This is a genomic window from Mesorhizobium sp. Root554 (genome assembly GCF_001427025.1).
Taxonomy (GTDB): Bacteria; Pseudomonadota; Alphaproteobacteria; order Rhizobiales; family Rhizobiaceae; genus Mesorhizobium.
This window is the reverse complement of record NZ_LMGA01000001.1, coordinates 1,111,290-1,127,023: the sequence shown is the minus strand read 5'-3', so window position 1 is coordinate 1,127,023 and position 15,734 is coordinate 1,111,290. Positions and strand designations below refer to the sequence as shown.

At 62.7% G+C, this 15,734-nt stretch carries 17 protein-coding genes and 1 pseudogene; 4 read left to right on the top strand and 14 right to left on the bottom strand.

Features of this window, described 5'->3' with window-relative positions; all coding sequences use genetic code 11:
- Nucleotides 1–9 precede the first annotated feature (9 nt).
- The 4 genes from ASD44_RS05485 to ASD44_RS05470 all read right to left on the bottom strand — a co-directional run bounded on the left by ASD44_RS05485 (nucleotide 10) and on the right by ASD44_RS05470 (nucleotide 4,125).
- Nucleotides 10–804: a transglutaminase family protein gene (locus tag ASD44_RS05485; RefSeq protein WP_056109625.1), complete on the bottom strand. Its 795-nt coding sequence runs from the start codon at nucleotides 802–804 to the stop codon at nucleotides 10–12.
- 1 nt (nucleotide 805) lies between these two features.
- Nucleotides 806–1,747, bottom strand: coding sequence for an alpha-E domain-containing protein (locus tag ASD44_RS05480; RefSeq protein ID WP_056109623.1), 942 nt, complete (start codon nucleotides 1,745–1,747; stop codon nucleotides 806–808).
- A 126-nt stretch (nucleotides 1,748–1,873) separates the two neighbouring features.
- Nucleotides 1,874–3,286: a circularly permuted type 2 ATP-grasp protein gene (locus tag ASD44_RS05475; RefSeq protein ID WP_056109622.1), complete on the bottom strand. Its 1,413-nt coding sequence runs from the start codon at nucleotides 3,284–3,286 to the stop codon at nucleotides 1,874–1,876.
- Between the two features lie 227 nt (nucleotides 3,287–3,513).
- Nucleotides 3,514–4,125: a thioredoxin domain-containing protein gene (locus tag ASD44_RS05470; RefSeq protein ID WP_056109620.1), complete on the bottom strand. Its 612-nt coding sequence runs from the start codon at nucleotides 4,123–4,125 to the stop codon at nucleotides 3,514–3,516.
- A gap of 147 nt (nucleotides 4,126–4,272) precedes the next feature.
- Here ASD44_RS05470 and ASD44_RS05465 point away from each other — a divergent pair, with 147 nt between their 5' ends.
- Complete coding sequence (locus ASD44_RS05465) at nucleotides 4,273–4,704, top strand: DUF4864 domain-containing protein (protein WP_056109618.1); 432 nt, start codon at nucleotides 4,273–4,275, stop codon at nucleotides 4,702–4,704.
- A gap of 2 nt (nucleotides 4,705–4,706) precedes the next feature.
- On the opposite strand, the gene tgt is transcribed toward ASD44_RS05465, so the two are convergent.
- Together tgt and queA are read right to left on the bottom strand one after the other, a co-directional pair.
- The gene (gene tgt / locus ASD44_RS05460) at nucleotides 4,707–5,837 is read right to left on the bottom strand and encodes a tRNA guanosine(34) transglycosylase Tgt (RefSeq protein WP_056109616.1); all 1,131 of its coding nucleotides are present in this window, start codon (nucleotides 5,835–5,837) and stop codon (nucleotides 4,707–4,709) included.
- Entirely contained in the window at nucleotides 5,834–6,913 is a 1,080-nt protein-coding gene (queA, locus tag ASD44_RS05455; protein ID WP_056109614.1) for a tRNA preQ1(34) S-adenosylmethionine ribosyltransferase-isomerase QueA, read from the bottom strand. Before queA ends, tgt begins: the two co-directional genes overlap by 4 nt.
- Before the next feature lie 165 nt (nucleotides 6,914–7,078).
- Between queA and ASD44_RS05450 the strand changes: the two genes are divergently transcribed.
- Nucleotides 7,079–7,723 carry a dihydrofolate reductase family protein gene (locus tag ASD44_RS05450; RefSeq protein ID WP_056109612.1) on the top strand — a complete coding sequence of 215 codons (645 nt, stop codon included), beginning with the start codon at nucleotides 7,079–7,081 and terminating at the stop codon, nucleotides 7,721–7,723.
- A gap of 8 nt (nucleotides 7,724–7,731) precedes the next feature.
- Here ASD44_RS05450 and ASD44_RS05445 read toward each other — a convergent pair whose 3' ends face one another.
- From ASD44_RS05445 to coaD, 4 genes are all read right to left on the bottom strand, one after another.
- Nucleotides 7,732–8,181 carry a DMT family transporter gene (locus tag ASD44_RS05445; RefSeq protein ID WP_056109609.1) on the bottom strand — a complete coding sequence of 150 codons (450 nt, stop codon included), beginning with the start codon at nucleotides 8,179–8,181 and terminating at the stop codon, nucleotides 7,732–7,734.
- Between the two features lie 18 nt (nucleotides 8,182–8,199).
- Complete coding sequence (locus ASD44_RS05440; RefSeq protein WP_056109607.1) at nucleotides 8,200–8,712, bottom strand: peptidylprolyl isomerase; 513 nt, start codon at nucleotides 8,710–8,712, stop codon at nucleotides 8,200–8,202.
- A 145-nt stretch (nucleotides 8,713–8,857) separates the two neighbouring features.
- On the bottom strand, nucleotides 8,858–9,394 hold the full coding sequence (locus tag ASD44_RS05435) for a peptidylprolyl isomerase (RefSeq protein ID WP_244478818.1): 537 nt from the start codon (nucleotides 9,392–9,394) through the stop codon (nucleotides 8,858–8,860).
- 60 nt (nucleotides 9,395–9,454) lie between these two features.
- Entirely contained in the window at nucleotides 9,455–9,955 is a 501-nt protein-coding gene (gene coaD / locus ASD44_RS05430) for a pantetheine-phosphate adenylyltransferase (RefSeq protein ID WP_056109604.1), read from the bottom strand.
- Nucleotides 9,956–10,146: 191 nt separating this feature from the next.
- On the opposite strand from coaD, the gene ASD44_RS18860 reads away from it, so the two are divergent.
- Nucleotides 10,147–10,281, top strand: a complete 135-nt coding sequence (locus ASD44_RS18860) for a hypothetical protein (protein ID WP_274533092.1) — start codon at nucleotides 10,147–10,149, stop codon at nucleotides 10,279–10,281.
- A 31-nt stretch (nucleotides 10,282–10,312) separates the two neighbouring features.
- On the opposite strand, the pseudogene ASD44_RS05425 reads toward ASD44_RS18860, so the two are convergent.
- Both ASD44_RS05425 and gyrA read right to left on the bottom strand, forming a co-directional pair.
- Nucleotides 10,313–10,785: pseudogene (locus tag ASD44_RS05425) on the bottom strand (GNAT family N-acetyltransferase); the annotation flags it as partial.
- Complete coding sequence (gyrA, locus tag ASD44_RS05420) at nucleotides 10,782–13,625, bottom strand: DNA gyrase subunit A (protein ID WP_056109602.1); 2,844 nt, start codon at nucleotides 13,623–13,625, stop codon at nucleotides 10,782–10,784. The gene gyrA and the pseudogene ASD44_RS05425, both read right to left, overlap by 4 nt.
- A gap of 253 nt (nucleotides 13,626–13,878) precedes the next feature.
- Between gyrA and ASD44_RS05410 the strand changes: the two genes are divergently transcribed.
- Nucleotides 13,879–14,508, top strand: a complete 630-nt coding sequence (locus tag ASD44_RS05410; protein WP_056109598.1) for a MarC family protein — start codon at nucleotides 13,879–13,881, stop codon at nucleotides 14,506–14,508.
- Nucleotides 14,509–14,540: 32 nt separating this feature from the next.
- Here ASD44_RS05410 and ASD44_RS05405 read toward each other — a convergent pair whose 3' ends face one another.
- Complete coding sequence (locus ASD44_RS05405) at nucleotides 14,541–14,966, bottom strand: OsmC family protein (protein WP_056109597.1); 426 nt, start codon at nucleotides 14,964–14,966, stop codon at nucleotides 14,541–14,543.
- A gap of 84 nt (nucleotides 14,967–15,050) precedes the next feature.
- Nucleotides 15,051–15,569 carry a single-stranded DNA-binding protein gene (gene ssb / locus ASD44_RS05400; protein WP_056109595.1) on the bottom strand — a complete coding sequence of 173 codons (519 nt, stop codon included), beginning with the start codon at nucleotides 15,567–15,569 and terminating at the stop codon, nucleotides 15,051–15,053.
- Between the last annotated feature and the right edge of the window lie 165 nt (nucleotides 15,570–15,734).

The window sequence follows — 15,734 nt, the reverse complement described above, 5'->3', positions numbered from 1 at the left end:
GTTTGCGGATTACTGCTCTACCGTGATGGTGACCGCAAGCTGTTCCTGCCCCTGCCCCAGCCTAATCCCCGACACAGGCATGGCGTCCCGGTAGTCGCGACCGGTTGCGATCCGCACATAGCGCTCGTCCGGCGAAATGCAATTGGACGTATCGAAGGCGACCCATCCCAGCCCCTGCACATGCGCTTCCGCCCAGGCGTGGCTGGCGACCTGCGTGGCAACGCCATCGAGCATCAGATAGCCGCTGACGTAGCGGGCGGGAAACCCCAGCAGTCGCGCCGAGGCGATGAAGATGTGGCTGTGATCCTGACACACGCCTGCTTCCAGAGCCACGGCCTCTTCGGCGGTCGTTTCGGAGTTGGTGTCGCCGAGCGTGTATTTCACCCGCTCGCTGATCGCGTTCATCAGCCGGTGAAGCGGCTCGACATCCGTGCCTTCGCCCACGGAAGCGGCGAGATCGTGAATGCGTTTGCCGGGCGCGGTCAGCGGCGTTTCGGATGTGAAGAGCCATAGAGGCGCGAAACCCTGATGCGGGCCAAAAACGCCCGCCTTGTTGAAGGTCTCGACCTCGCCCGCTGTTTCTATGGCGATAATGCTCGATCCGCTCTCGACGCTCAGCAGGCGCGTATCGTTGCCGAAATGGTCGAGAAAGCGGACTTCCTCGCGCGCGCCTTCCACGTTCAGCGCCCATTTGCCCACTGTTTGCAGCGCACTGCTGGCAGGGAAGAGCCGCAGCCGCTGCAAGGCATACGGCACCGGCATTTCGTAGCTATATTCGGTCCTGTGGCTGATTTTCAGGCGCATCTCAGTAGAACCGGTAGTTCTGTGCGATTTCGTCGCCCACGCGGGTATTGTCCCGGATGAAATCCACCAGGAACTCGTGCAAGCCGGTGTCGAATATATCCTTGATCGAGCCGGTCCTCAGCATCGCGTGGGTTCGCTCCGCCGTCTGATGGCAGGCGTGGCGTTCGCCGTAGTCGTCGCTCAGGAATTTCAGATGTTCGGCGATGAAGCGGTAGCAGAATGTCAGCGAGCGGGGCATCCGCACATTGAGGATCAGATAGTCGGCAATGTTGGTCGGCTTGTAGTCCGCGTCGTAGACCCAACGGTACGAGCGATGCGCCGAGACCGATCGCAGGATCGATTCCCACTGGTAGTTGTCGAGCGTCGATCCAACCCACGAGATCGACGGCAGCAGGACGTAATATTTGACGTCGAGGATGCGGGCCGTGTTGTCGGCGCGCTCGACATAGGTACCAAGCTGGGAGAAGTCGAAAATCTCGTTGCGCAGCATGGTCCCGTAGAACGAGCCGCGGATAATCGCCGTCTCGCGCTTGATGGCGTCCAGAACCGTCGGCAGGTCGCGTTCGTCGATGGGTTTTGCCAGGATGCGCTTCAGCGACATCCAGGCGTCGTTGATGCTCTCCCAGGTCTCGCGGGTCAGCGCCGTTCTCACCATGCGGGCATTGTGGCGGGCGGTTTCGATCGACGACATGACGCTGGACGGGTTCGACGTATCGCGCAGCAGGAAATCAGAGGCGTGGCCGACAGTGTAGTCCTTGTATTTCTGCGCAAAGGCCTGTTCGGAACCGGCGCTGAGGAGAACGGAGTGCCATTCTTCCGAGGTGCTTTGCGTCCGCGTCAGCGCCATGCGCAATCCTGCGTCGACAAGGCGCGCCATGTTCTCGGCCCGCTCGATGTAGCGGTTCATCCAGTAGAGCCCGTTGGCTGTGCGGCCTAGAAGCATTGGAAGTCTCGACAGTCGGCAGTCGGCAATCGGCAATCGTTACTATTTGTCCTAGCGGATCCCGCAGGAAATTCTGGACCAAGGCCCCATCGTGCCGATTGCCGATTGCCGATTGCCGACTGCCTATCAATCATCCAGCACCCACGTATCCTTCGTCCCGCCGCCCTGCGATGAGTTGACGACCAGCGATCCCTCCTTCAGCGCCACGCGGGTCAGGCCGCCCGGCACGATCTGGATACGGTCAGACACCAGCACGTAAGGCCGCAGATCGACATGGCGCGGCGCCAGGCCTTTCTCGGTGAGGATCGGGCAGGTGGAAAGCGCCAAGGTTGGCTGGGCGATGTAGTTCCACGGTCTTGCCGCCAGTTTCCTGGCGAAATCCGCGCATTCTTTTTTTGTGGCGGTGGGGCCGACGAGCATGCCGTAGCCTCCGGAACCATGCACCTCCTTGACCACCAACTCGGCAATGTGCTCCAGCACGTATTTCAGGCTGTCCGGCTCCGAGCAGCGCCAGGTGGGGATGTTGCCGAGGATCGCCTTGCGGCCGGTATAGAACTCGATGATCTCGGGCATGTAGGAATAGATCGCCTTGTCGTCGGCGATGCCTGTTCCCGGTGCGTTGGCGATGGTGATGTTGCCGGCGCGGTAGACGTCCATGATGCCGGGCACGCCGAGCGCCGAATCCGGCCGGAACGTCAACGGATCGAGGAAGGCGTCATCGACGCGGCGATAGAGCACGTCGATCTGCTTGTAGCCTTCGGTGGTGCGCATGGTGACATGCCCATCGACCACGCGCAGGTCCGATCCTTCAACCAGCTGGACGCCCATCTGGTCGGCGAGGAATGCGTGCTCGAAATAGGCGGAATTGTAGCTGCCCGGCGTCAGCACCGCGATGGTCGGCGCGCCCTTGGCGCTTTGCGGCCGGACAGCCGCCAGCGATTGCCTGAGCAACTGCGGATAGTTCTCGACCGGCCGCACCTTGATCTTCTGGAACAGCTCCGGGAAGAGCTGCATCATCGTTTCCCGGTTCTCCAGCATGTAGGAGACGCCGGAGGGCGTGCGGGCATTGTCCTCCAGCACGTAGAATTCGTTTTCGTTGATGCGGACAATGTCGACGCCGATGATGTGCGTATAAACGCCGGTAGGCGGACGCACACCGATCATCTCCGGCAGGAACGCCGCGTTTCTGGCGATCAACTCTTTCGGCACACGCCCGGCGCGCAGGATTTCCTGGCGATGGTAGATATCGTCGAGGAAGGCGTTCAGGGCCTGGACGCGCTGCTCGATGCCCTGTGTCAGCCTGCGCCATTCACTGCCGGAAATGATGCGCGGTACGATGTCGAACGGAATAAGCCGTTCGCTGGCTTCCAGCTCTCCGTAGACGGCAAAGGTGATGCCGGTCTTGCGGAAGACCCTTTCGGCGTCCTCCTTCTTCTGGGTCAGTCTGGCGGGGTCTTGTTCTTTCAACCAGCGATCATACGCCGAATAGGGCCTTCGCGGTCCCGATTCCTCTGGAAGCATTTCGTCGAAAGCGACCAATCGCGTACTCCCCTATGCCGCCATTTGACATGACCTCGACGGGGAAAATCAAGCGTAATCGACCATTTAGGGCCATCGCACCGGCGACTGGCGAAAATTGCCTAAAATTTGGGCGGCCTGTCCGCATCGGGGTCAGTTCGTGCTTTCGGGCGGTGCAGAGCGAGAAGCGGCAACAACAGGCAGTCATGTCGTCCGGCGCCGGTGCACTTTCGCCGGAGGGAGGTCGGTCATGTTGCCCGGGCCTTCGCGACCGCATCTTTCAACTCCGCCAGCGGCAGGCCACGCTTGTACAACGTGCCGCCAACAACCAGAGCGGGCGTGCCCCTGAGCTGGAAATCGGTAGCCTGCGCGTCATTGCGGGCAAGCACGGCGCCGATGAGACCACGCTTGCCCTCGGCTGCCTGACGCAGGGTTCCGGCATCCATACCTGCCGATGCGACGATGGCGTCGGTGCGGCGGCTTGAGAGCTGGTGCTGGTTTTCCATCAGCGCGGCGACGACCGCGCCATAATTCTGCCCGGCTGCAAGCGTCAGCGAGGCTGCGTCGCGCGACGCTTCGCCGAAAATCGGCCAGTCCTTCATGACCAGCCGGACGTTGTCATCCTCGGTCAGCAGCTTCCGCAATTCCTGAAAGCAGAGTTTGCAGATCGGGCACTGGTAATCGACGAACTCAACGATTGTGACATTGCCGTACGGGTTGCCAAGTGCGGGAATGTCCGGATCGAAAGCGACCTGATCGATGGTGATCCCGGCCCTCGCCCAACCAGGCATCGAGGCTGCGACGGCAAGGCCGATGGCGCCAGACATCAGCCTGCGGCGGCCGACTACGAGATCGGACATGGTTCGTCCCCTGAATTGTCTTCCCCGCAATCAGGATGAAAGCATAGCCTTAAGGTGGGCTTAATCGCGTATTGGGGGGCTATGGTGTGAAACCGGACCGGCCGAAGGTACGTATCAGATACTGGATACAATCAGGATTTCGGTTCGATGCTGAAAAGCCGTGCTTTACGCCATGTCCTGTTCGCGCTCGCCGGTCTGGTCATGGCGTTTTCGGCCATGGCGGGCGAAGCCGAAATCAAATCGGCCCAAAAGACCATCGACAGCCAGCTGAAAGCTTTCCAGCAGGACAATGGCGCGCTGGCCTACAGTTTCGCAGCGCCGAACATCACCCGCATGTACCCGACGCCCGAGGCTTTCATCGGCATGGTGACGAATGGCTATCCGCCGGTGCGCAAGCCGCAGAGTTTTGCCTTCGGCAAGTCGCAGGAGACAGGACCGACATCGGTCGTCCAGCAGGTGATGATCGTCGGTCCCGACGGCAAGGACTATGAAGCCGTCTACATGCTGGAGCTACAGCCGGACGGCGTCTATCGCATCACCAGTTGCAGCCTGCGGGCGGCGGTCTCCACCAGCGTCTGAAATCAGAGCGCCGGAATATCGCCGCGCGCCCAGCCCTCGCTGATTTCCGCCGCCTGTGCCTCGAAATTCCTAGCTTCGATGGCGTCGCGTATGTCCTGCATGAGCGATTGATAATATGCCAGATTGTTCCAGGTCAGCAGCATGGCGCCGAGCGCCTCCTGCGAACGGACCAGATGGTGCAGGTAGGCGCGCGAATAGTCCCGCGACGCCGGGCAATCGCTTTCCTCGTCCAGCGGACGCGGGTCTTCGGCGTGGCGGGCGTTCTTAAGATTGACCTTGCCGCGCCGTGTGTAGGCAAGCCCGTGGCGCCCTGCCCGCGTCGGCATCACGCAGTCGAACATGTCGATGCCACGCGCCACGGATTTCAGGATGTCATCCGGCGTGCCGACGCCCATCAGGTAGCGCGGCTTGTCCGCCGGCAGTTCGGGACAGGTGATGTCCAGCATGTCGAGCATCACCGCCTGCGGCTCGCCGACGGCAAGGCCGCCAACGGCGTAGCCCTTCAGATCCAAGGCTGACAACGCCTGCGCCGAGCGGACGCGCAACGCGGCGATGTCGCCGCCCTGGACAATGCCGAACATCGCCTTGCCGGGCTGGACGCCGAATGCGGTCTTGCACCGTTCGGCCCAACGCAGGGACAGCTCCATGGCGCGCTCGATTTCCTCCGGCGTCGCCGGCAGCGCCGTGCATTCGTCGAGCTGCATCTGGATGTCGGAATCGAGCAGGCCCTGGATTTCGATCGAGCGCTCGGGCGTCATCTCGTAGGCGACGCCATCGATATGCGAACGGAAAGTGACGCCCTTTTCCGTCAGCTTGCGCAAATTCGACAGCGACATGACCTGGAAGCCGCCGCTGTCGGTCAGGATCGGACCCTGCCAGCGGCCGAACTCGTGCAGGCCGCCGAGCCGGGCGACGCGTTCCGCGCCCGGCCGCAGCATCAAATGATAGGTATTGCCGAGGATGATGTCGGAGCCCAGGTCGCGGACCTGGTCCATATACATGGCCTTGACCGTGCCGCCGGTTCCCACCGGCATGAAGGCCGGCGTGCGGACGACGCCGCGCGGCATGGAGATTTCGCCGCGCCTTGCCTTGCCATCGGTGGCGAGCAGGCGAAAAGTGAAGTCCGGCGTCATTGCTGGTCAGCCTTGTAAAGCAAGCTTGCATCCCCGTAGGAGTAGAATCTGTAGCCGCCTTCGATGGCGTGCCGATAGGTATCTTGCATCGTCTCCAGGCCGCAAAACGCGGACACCAGCATGAACAGGGTCGAGCGCGGCAGATGGAAATTCGTCATCAGCATGTCGGCAACCTTGAACCGGTAGCCGGGCGTGATGAAAATGTCGGTCGGCCCTGACCATTCAGCGACCCTGCCATCCGAACGCGCCGCGCTTTCCAGCAGCCGAAGCGAGGTCGTGCCGACGCAGACGATGCGTGAGCCGCGCGCCTTCGCGTCGTTCAGCGCCGCCGCCACGTTGGCGGACACGGTGCCCGTCTCGGCGTGCATCCTGTGGTCCGCCGTGTCGTCGGCCTTGACCGGCAGGAAGGTACCTGCCCCGACATGCAGCGTCACGAACCGGCGCTCTATGCCCTTGGCGTCGAGCGCGGCGAAAAGCTCCGGCGTGAAATGCAGACCGGCGGTGGGCGCGGCGACAGCGCCTTCCTCGCGCGCATAGACCGTCTGGTAGTCGCTGCGATCGCGTTCGTCGTCGTCGCGCTTGGAGGCGATGTAGGGCGGCAGCGGAATATGCCCGACCGCGTGCAGCGCCTCGTCCAGAAACGCACCCGAAAGATCGAAGCCGAGCAGCACCTCGCCGCCCTCGCCTTTTTCGAGCACCGTCGCGTCGAGTTGGCCGAGAAAGCAGGAGTTGCCGTTATGGCCGAAATGGATGCGGTCGCCGGCGGCGACGCGCTTTCCCGGCCGCATGAAGGCCCGCCATTGCTCTGGCGCCACCCGCATGTGGAGCGTCGCCTCGACCTGGGCCACCGCGTCGCCGCGGCGACGGACCCCCTTCAGCTGCGCCGGTATGACCTTGGTATCATTGAAGACGAGCACGTCCCCGGCTTCGAGAAGCGAGGGCAAGTCACGCACCACGCCGTCCTTCAGCCCCTCACCCGGCTTTACCACCAGGAGGCGCGCACTGTCGCGCGGCTCGGCCGGGCGAAGCGCGATCCTCTCTTCCGGCAGGTCGAAATCGAACAGATCCACTTTCATGCCAGCGGCAATAGCCCGAACTCTGCCCGTCTGCCACCGCATTCTGACCTCACGGCCAGCTGGAAACCGTTGTGTGTCAGCAGAAGTCAGCTTTCTGCTCGCACCGATTGCGAAACGCAATCGGTTTCGTTAAGCCAGCATTGGAACACAAGGCTGGAGCTGACTATGCCCAAGGTACGCGTTTGCGGATTCGCCATTTCACTCGACGGTTTTGGCGCAGGACCCGAACAGAGCCTGCAGAACCCGCTCGGCAAACGCGGCGAGGAACTGCACCAGTGGTTTTTCCCGACGAAAACCTTCCGCGCCATGGTCGGCAAGGAAGGCGGAACGACCGGCATCGACGAACAATACGGGGCCGCTGCCATGTCGGGTTTCGGCGCGTTCATCCTCGGCCGCAACATGTTCGGACCGATCCGCGACGAATGGCCGGACGATGTGTGGAAAGGCTGGTGGGGTAGCAATCCGCCCTACCATGCGCCGACCTTCATCCTCACGCATTATCCACGCGCGCCGATCGTGATGGAGGGCGGCACGACGTTCTATTTCGTGACGGAAGGCATCGAGGCGGCGCTGGAGCAGGCGAAGGCCGCTGCTGGCAAGCTCGACGTCAAGATCGGCGGCGGCGTCTCGACCGTGCAGCAATATCTGCGCGTCGGCGCCATCGACACCATGCATCTGGCGGTATCGCCTGTCGTGATCGGCCGTGGCGAAGCGCTTTTTGCCGGCATCGACCTGCCGGCGCTCGGCTATGCGGTGACGGACCGGACGGAAGGCGAGTTGGCGACGCATATCGTCATATCGAAGGGCTGAGTGTCCGGTCAGTAAAGCCGCACGAGCAGCGCGCCGATCAACAGAAGCGCCGCGCCGGCCAGCCGGCCGAGCGAGATTTCGCGCACCGCCATGCCGAGGAAGCCGATGCGGTCCAGCACCATGCCGGCGGTCAGTTGCCCGGCGACGAGAAACGCCATCAGCGCGGCCGCGCCGATCTTCGGCGTGAGGATGGTCGAAAGCGTCACATAGAAAGCGCCAAGCACGCCGCCGGCGACAAACAGCCACGGCGCCGGCGCCTTCCAGTCCAGCGATATGCCCTGGAAGCGCACCAGCGCCACCGTGATGATGCCCAGCACGATGGCGCCCGATAGAAACGAGAAGGCGGCGGCGGCCACGGGCAGGCCGAGGCCGCGCGCCAGTTGCGAGTTGATCGGCGCCTGGATGGCGATGAATGCGCCCGACAATATGCCGAGCAGCGACCAGACAAGCCCCATCATCGCTCTGCCCCGTTCTGCTTACTTCACGTCCGCCGCGACCTTGAGCGACACGATCTTGTCGGGGTCCTGCACCGGCTCGCCGCGCTTGATCTTGTCGACATTGTCCATGCCTTCGATGACCTGGCCCCAGACCGTGTACTGGCGGTTCAGGAAGGCGGCGTCGTCGAAGCAGATGAAGAACTGCGAGTTGGCCGAATTCGGATTCTGCGAACGGGCCATCGAGCAGGTGCCGCGGCCGTGATTGGCGTTGGAGAACTCGGCCTTCAGGTCCGGCTTGTCGGAACCGCCCATGCCTGCGCGGGAAGGAGCAAATGAAGACGACGAGGAATTGCCGAACTTCACGTCGCCGGTCTGCGCCATGAAGCCGTCGATGACGCGGTGGAAGACGACGCCGTCATAAGCGCCTTCGCGGGCCAGTTCCTTGATGCGGGCGACATGGCCGGGCGCCAGGTCGGGAAGCATTTCGATGACGACGTTGCCCTGGGTCGTCTCCATGATGAGCGCGTTTTCGCGATCCTTGATGTCGGCCATATCGAGTTCCTTTCAAAAATTGATCGGCAGTGGTGAATTAGGCAGTCGGCAGTAGGCAGTCGAGAGAGTAGCAAGTGGAAAAAGGCAGCGTTTTCTTCTAAACGAAGAGCTCTCCAACTGCCGATTGCCGACTGCCGATCTCCCGTTATTTGTCGGAAGCGATGCGCACCTTGATCATGCGGTCAGGGTCGGAAACAACCCCGTTTTGCGCCGAATCGCCTTTTTTGATCTTGTCGACGAGATCCATGCCGCTCTCGACCTCGCCAATGATCGTGTACTGGCCATCGAGCGAATCCGCCGTGTCGAACATGATGAAGAACTGCGAATTGGCCGAGTTCGGGTCCTGCGAACGGGCCATGCCCAGCACGCCGCGGACGAAATGCTCCTTGGAGAATTCGGCCGGCAGGTCGGGCAGGTCCGAGCCGCCGGTGCCGACGGCGTCGGCGCTGTAGCCGTCCTTCATGTCGCCGTAACGCACGTCGCCGGTCTGCGCCATGAAGCCGTCGATGACGCGGTGGAACGCGACGTTGTTGTAGGCGCCCTCGCGCACCAGCTTCTTGATCTGCTCGACATGCTTGGGCGCAAGATCGGGCCGCAGCGCGACGGTCACGTCGCCGTCCTTCAGCGTGATGACCATCGTGTTGTCGGGCTCCGCCGCGAAGGCGGCAGCACCGGCGAACATGCCGGCAAGAAGGACGAGACAGGCGGCGAGCCTTTTGAAAAGCATGGATTTTCTCCGAAATTATCTGGCGAATTTGGCCGTGAGCGCGCCGGCCACCACCGCCGGCACGAAGGGGCGGATATCGCCTCCCATCGAGGCTATCTGGCGGACAAGTGTGGCGGTAATGGTTCGCACCGAGGGGCTGGCGGGCAGGAAAACAGTCTGCAATTCCGGCGCCATGGTCTCGTTCATGCCGGCCATCTGCATCTCGTAGTCGAGGTCGGTGCCGTCGCGCAGGCCGCGGATCATGATCGATGCGCCATGCTTCTTCGCCGCATCGATCACCAGCCCGTCGAAGGAAACGACCCTGATGCGCGCGCCATCCTTTCCGAGTTCCGACTTCGCGGCGGCCTCGATGAGCTTCACCCGATCCTCGAACGAAAACAGCGGCTTCTTGCCGGGATGCACGCCGATCGCCGCATAGATCGTGTCGGCGACGGCGAGCGACGCCTTCAGCACATCCAGGTGACCGTTGGTCAACGGGTCGAAGGAGCCGGCATAGAGGGCGATGCGATCAGTCATGCAGCCTGCTTCTAGCTGCCCCTTCGGTCAAAGGCAATTCCGCCCGCAACGCTCTCGTGAACCTTTCGGCAACCATGAACGACAGATGAACGGGCCGATCACGAAGCTTTCACTCACAGTTCACTACCTTGCCTCTTCATTAGATGAAACCAAAGCCCCATCTGATCGTTGTAAGGCGCAGGAGAACCAAAATGATGATCTTCATGCTAGCTGCCGCAATGACTGTCGCCATGCTGATCGCTACCGTCTTCGGTCTGCATCAGGAAGCCGAACGTGTGAAACTGCACGCCCGCCGGACAGACCGCTTCGGCCCGCGCCGCTACTGACCCGCCCCGTTCGCCGCGCCGCGTAAACGCGCAGGCGCTTGAGCATATCCACGACCGTCCATCCCGGACGCACCGGATTGGGCCGGCGGCCAGTTTCGACAAACCCAAGCGACCGGTAGAGCGCGATGTACCGCTCCATCCGCGCGTTGGTATGCAGCCGAACTTCGCTGAGCCCCGCTTTCGCTGCCTGTTCCTCGGCAAAGCCCAGAAGCCGGACACCCAGCCCAAAACCCTGGCTCGATGGTGCGACCGCGACGCTGAACACCATCACATGATCCGGATGGTTTCCAGCACGATGAGACCCGAAAGTCCGCCCGCAGCCCCCTCTGGGCCGTCATCGAGCAGCCAGATTTCCTCGCGGTCGATGCGCGGACGATAATCCTCTGTCACCGGCAAAGGCGGCGCACCGAGAAGCGCGGTGTAAGGGCTGTAGGCCGCCCGCGTCAGCTCTTCAATCGCCGCAAGGTCGGCGGCCAGGGCCAGGCGCGGCGCGGAAACAGTCAAGCCTCCGGGCTGCCATCCGCTGCCCCGGCCGAACCGTCGCCGGGTCCTTCGCCGCCAGCGTCCGCCTGGCCGGCTTCGCCGGCCGGCAAGGCATCTTCGTCCTCGCCCTGCGGTTCGGAGATACGCTCGACCGAGACCACTTTCTCGCCTTCCGCAGTGTTGAAGATGGTCACGCCCTTGGTGGCGCGGCTGGCGAATCGGATGCCGTGGACCGGCACGCGAATGACCGTGCCGCCATCCGAAACCAGCATGATCTGGTCATCGTTGGCGACCGGGAAGGTTGCGACTAGCCGGCCGATTTCATCGACTTTCGACACGTCCGTGGCACGGATGCCCTTGCCGCCGCGGCCGGTCAGCCTGAAATCATAGGACGACGACCGTTTGCCGTAGCCGAACTCGGTGACGGTCAAAACGAACTGCTCGTGCGCCTTCAGTTCCGCGTAGCGCTCCGGTGACAGGTCACCGATTTCACCCACGTCCTCATTGGTCAACGCGATTTCTTCTTCGCCGCCCGTCTCGACTTCCATGCCGGCAGCCAAAGCCGCGGCCTTGCGTTCGGCAACGGCCTGCTTGAGATACCCGGCGCGTTCGGCCGGATCGGCTTCCACGTGCTCGATGATGGCCATCGAGATGACCCGGTCGCCTTCAGCCATCGAGATGCCGCGCACGCCGACCGAATTGCGGCTCTGGAAGACGCGCACATCGTCGACACGGAACCGGATGCATTGGCCGGAACTCGCCGTCAGAAGCACATCGTCATTGTCGGTGCAGGTTTCGACGCCGAGGATCTCGTCGCCTTCCTCCTCCAGCTTCATGGCGATCTTGCCATTGCGGTTGACCTGGACGAATTCGCTCAGCTTGTTGCGGCGCACCGTGCCGCGCGTGGTGGCGAACATGACGTCGAGCTCACCCCAGCTCGCCTCGTCCTCGGGCAGCGGCATGATGGTGGTGATGCGCTCGCCCTGCTGCAATTGCAGCAGGTTGATCAGCGCCTTGCCGCGCGACTGCGGATTGCCGATCGGCAGGCGCCAGACCTTTTCCTTGTAGACGATGCCGCGCGAGGAGAAGAACAGCACCGGCGTATGCGTGTTGGCGACGAACAGCCGGGTGACGAAATCCTCGTCCTTGGTCGACATGCCCGAGCGGCCCTTGCCGCCGCGGCGCTGCGCCCGGTAGAGCGACAGCGGCACGCGCTTGATGTAGCCCGAATGGCTGACGGTGACGACCATGTCCTCGCGCTGGATCAGGTCTTCGTCGTCCATGTCGGCCGCGCCGTCGAGCAGTTCGGTGCGCCGCGGCGTGCCGAACTCGTCCCGCACGGCTGCCAGTTCGTCCTTGACGATCTGCTGGATGCGCGCCCGCGAGGACAATATGTCAAGGTAATCAGAGATTTCCGCGCCGATCTTGTTCAATTCGTCGGCGATTTCATCGCGGCCAAGCGCCGTGAGGCGCGACAGCTGCAGCGCGAGGATAGCGCGCGCCTGCTCCTCGGAAAGATTGTAGGTGCCGTCGTCGTTGATGCGGTGGCGCGGATCGTCGATCAGCCGGATCAGGGACTCGACATCCGCCGCCGGCCAGCGCCGGGTCATCAACTGCTCCCGCGCGGTGGTGGGATCCGGCGCGCCGCGGATCAGCTTGATGACCTCGTCGATGTTGGCGACGGCGATGGCGAGACCGACCAGGATATGGGCGCGGTCGCGAACCTTGCGCAGCAGGAATTTGGTGCGGCGGCTGATCACCTCTTCGCGGAAGGATACGAAGGCCTTCAGCATGTCGAGCAGCGTCATGACTTCGGGCTTGCCGCCGTTCAGCGCCACGACGTTGGCCCCGAATGAAGTCTGAAGCGGCGTATAGCGGTAAAGCTGGTTCAGGATGACGTCAGCGACGGCGTCGCGCTTCAGCTCGATGACGACACGGTAGCCCTGCCGGTCGCTCTCGTCGCGGATGTCGGAAATGCCTTCGATGCGCTTGTCGCGCACCAGTTCGGCCATCTTCTCGATCATCGACGATTTGTTCACCTGATAGGGAACTTCGGTGATGACGATGGCTTCCCGGTCGTTGGCTCGTTGCTCGATTTCGACGCGCCCGCGCATCAGGATCGAGCCGCGGCCCGTCGCATAGGCGCTCTCGATGCCCGCGCGCCCGATCACCAGGCCGCCGGTCGGAAAGTCCGGACCGGGGATGATCTCCATCAGCCGCGGCAGGCCGATCGCCGGGTCGTCGATCAGCGCGATGGCGCCGTTGCAGACTTCGGACAAATTGTGCGGCGGAATGTTCGTCGCCATGCCGACGGCGATGCCGCCGGAGCCATTGACCAGAAGATTGGGAAAACGCGCCGGCAAGACTTTCGGTTCGCTGCCCGACGCATCGTAGGTGTCCTGGAAGTCGACGGTCTCCTTGTCGATGTCCTCGAGCAGCTCATGCGCGACCTTGGTCAGGCGCGATTCCGTGTAGCGCATCGCCGCCGGCGGGTCGCCGTCGATGGAGCCGAAATTGCCCTGCCCGTCGATGAGCGGCACGCGCAGCGACCAGTCCTGCGCCATGCGCACCAGGGCGTCGTAGATCGAGGCGTCGCCATGCGGATGGTACTTACCCATCACGTCGGCGACCGGACGGGCCGACTTCACATATTTGCGGTTCCAGTGATAGCCGCTCTCATGCGCCGCATAGAGGATGCGCCGGTGAACGGGCTTCAGCCCGTCGCGGACGTCCGGCAGCGCGCGCGACACGATCACGCTCATCGCGTAATCGAGATAGGAGCGCTGCATCTCCTCGATGATCGAGATCGGCTCGATGCCGGAAGGACCCTGCGGCCCGAGCGGTGTCTTCTGGTCGTTCAAAATGCGTCACACGAAAGAGGGAATCACAGGCCTTTTATATAGGAAGCCGCTGGATTTCTCCAATGGCGCGGCAGCTTTTCCAGAACTGATTTTCCACGAAGATTCAAATGGATGGGCGATTTTCGAGCGGACGCTGCGGCAACCTATCGCGATTGGCGCAGGCGTCGGAGCCGATTGGCGCGCGGCGTTCGACGTGACTGGACTGGCGCGCAAGCCGCGATCACGCTAGCCTGACCGCCAGAGGGTCTGGCCCATGTCCAGTTTCGACAGTCTTTTCAATGCTTTCGTGACCATTCTCGTGACGATCGATCCACCGGGTCTGGCGCCGCTTTTCCTGGCGATCACGCGCGGCATGAACCGCGACGAGCGCCGGCAGGTCTCCATCCGCGCCTCGGTGATCGGTTTTCTCGTGCTGGCGCTGTTCGCGCTGGCGGGTGCGTCGATCCTGTCGGTATTCGGCATCACCCTGCCCGCCTTCCGGGTGGCGGGCGGCTTCCTGCTGTTCTTCATCGCCTTCGAGATGGTTTTCGAGCGGCGTCAGGACCGCAAGGAGAAGATCGGCGACGTCGCCATTACCCGCGACCACATCCACAACCTCGCCGCCTTTCCGCTGGCGATCCCGCTGATCGCCGGACCCGGCGCGATTTCCGCCACGGTGCTGCTGTCCGGTTCGTTTCAGGGCGTTGCCGCGCAGATGGCGCTGGTCGGCATCATTTTCCTGTGCCTGGCCATCACCTATGCGGTGTTCCTGCTGGCCGAGCGCGTCGATGGCATACTCGGTCAGACCGGCCGCTCCATCCTGACGCGGCTGCTGGGCGTCATCCTCGCGGCGCTGGCGGTGCAGTTCGTCGCCGACGGCGTGAAGGCGCTGATGGCGGGGTGATATGCCTCTACCGGGACCAGCCTGTCCGGGACTTACTTCGCCGACGTATCCACCACTTCGAAATCATGGGTAATCGCAGCGGTCCTGGCCATCATCGCCGAGGCGGAGCAGTATTTGTCGATCGACAGATCGACCGCGCGCCTGACCTTGTCGAGGGAAAGCGCCCGTCCGCTGACGATGAAATGCATGTGGATGCGCGTGAACACCTTCGGGTCGGTTTCGGCCCGGTCGGCGTCGAGCTCGACCACGCAATCCTCGACCGCCTCGCGGCCTTTTTCGAGGATATGCACGACATCATAGGCTGAACAGCCGCCGGTGCCGATCAGCACGAGTTCCATCGGGCTCGGTCCCGGCGCCGCACCGCCGGGCGCGGACGCCGTACCGAGGACCAGCTTGTGGCCGGAGCCGGACTCGCCGACGAAAGTCCGTTCCTCGACCCACTTGACCCGTGCCTTCACCGAATATCCCTCAAGCCATGCGCCACCAGGCCAAGCCACTGCGCCACCCTTATCGAGACTGCAAACGGTCCCGCGCAGCGTCGATCAGAACGGGATTTCGTCGTCCAGATCGCGCGAGCCACCACCGCCACTGCGATTGCCGCCGCCGCCCGAACCGCGGCCACCGAAATCGTCGCCGCCGCCGGGACCCGACTGGCCGAAGCTGTCGCGACCGCCGCCGGAATAGCCGCCGACCTGACCGCCCTCGCCCTGGCCGCGCGAATCCAGCATCTGCAGTTCGCCGCGGAATTTCTGCAGCACGATCTCGGTCGTATAGCGCTCGACGCCATCCTTTTCCCATTTGCGGGTCTGCAGCGCGCCTTCGAGATAAACCTTCATGCCCTTCTTCAGGTACTGCTCGGCGACCTTGGCCAGATTGTCATTGAAGATGACGATGCTGTGCCACTCGGTCTTTTCCTTGCGTTCGCCCGAATTCTTGTCGCGCCAGCTTTCCGAGGTCGCAATCCGCAGATTGACCACCGGTTCGCCTGAGTTCAGCCGGCGGATTTCCGGGTCGGCGCCGAGATTGCCCACCAGAATGACCTTATTGACGCTGCCCGCCATCACACTTCTCCACGCTCATCCGAAACCGATTTGATCCACGCACCTTACAGGCTGCGCGCAGCGCGTGCCTGCCAGGAGGCAGTTTTACCCACAATGTTTTTGTTCCCTTTATGTTCTATTCAATCCGCACCTGCTTTGTCAAGGAAATGTCAGCAGAGGCAAAGG

What these genes read in the sequence shown, in the direction of transcription:
- ASD44_RS05435 (WP_244478818.1), bottom strand. Translation starts at nt 9,394, where the DNA reads ATGTTCGCCGGTGCTGCCGCCTTCGCGGCGGAGCCCGACAACACGATG.
- coaD (WP_056109604.1), bottom strand. Translation starts at nt 9,955, where the DNA reads ATGACTGATCGCATCGCCCTCTATGCCGGCTCCTTCGACCCGTTGACC.
- ASD44_RS05465 (WP_056109618.1), top strand. Translation starts at nt 4,273, where the DNA reads ATGCTGAAAAGCCGTGCTTTACGCCATGTCCTGTTCGCGCTCGCCGGT.
- queA (WP_056109614.1), bottom strand. Translation starts at nt 6,913, where the DNA reads ATGAAAGTGGATCTGTTCGATTTCGACCTGCCGGAAGAGAGGATCGCG.
- ASD44_RS18860 (WP_274533092.1), top strand. Translation starts at nt 10,147, where the DNA reads ATGATGATCTTCATGCTAGCTGCCGCAATGACTGTCGCCATGCTGATC.
- ASD44_RS05445 (WP_056109609.1), bottom strand. Translation starts at nt 8,181, where the DNA reads ATGATGGGGCTTGTCTGGTCGCTGCTCGGCATATTGTCGGGCGCATTC.
- ASD44_RS05485 (WP_056109625.1), bottom strand. Translation starts at nt 804, where the DNA reads ATGCGCCTGAAAATCAGCCACAGGACCGAATATAGCTACGAAATGCCG.
- ssb (WP_056109595.1), bottom strand. Translation starts at nt 15,569, where the DNA reads ATGGCGGGCAGCGTCAATAAGGTCATTCTGGTGGGCAATCTCGGCGCC.
- ASD44_RS05440 (WP_056109607.1), bottom strand. Translation starts at nt 8,712, where the DNA reads ATGGCCGACATCAAGGATCGCGAAAACGCGCTCATCATGGAGACGACC.
- ASD44_RS05450 (WP_056109612.1), top strand. Translation starts at nt 7,079, where the DNA reads ATGCCCAAGGTACGCGTTTGCGGATTCGCCATTTCACTCGACGGTTTT.
- tgt (WP_056109616.1), bottom strand. Translation starts at nt 5,837, where the DNA reads ATGACGCCGGACTTCACTTTTCGCCTGCTCGCCACCGATGGCAAGGCA.
- ASD44_RS05410 (WP_056109598.1), top strand. Translation starts at nt 13,879, where the DNA reads ATGTCCAGTTTCGACAGTCTTTTCAATGCTTTCGTGACCATTCTCGTG.
- ASD44_RS05470 (WP_056109620.1), bottom strand. Translation starts at nt 4,125, where the DNA reads ATGTCCGATCTCGTAGTCGGCCGCCGCAGGCTGATGTCTGGCGCCATC.
- ASD44_RS05480 (WP_056109623.1), bottom strand. Translation starts at nt 1,747, where the DNA reads ATGCTTCTAGGCCGCACAGCCAACGGGCTCTACTGGATGAACCGCTAC.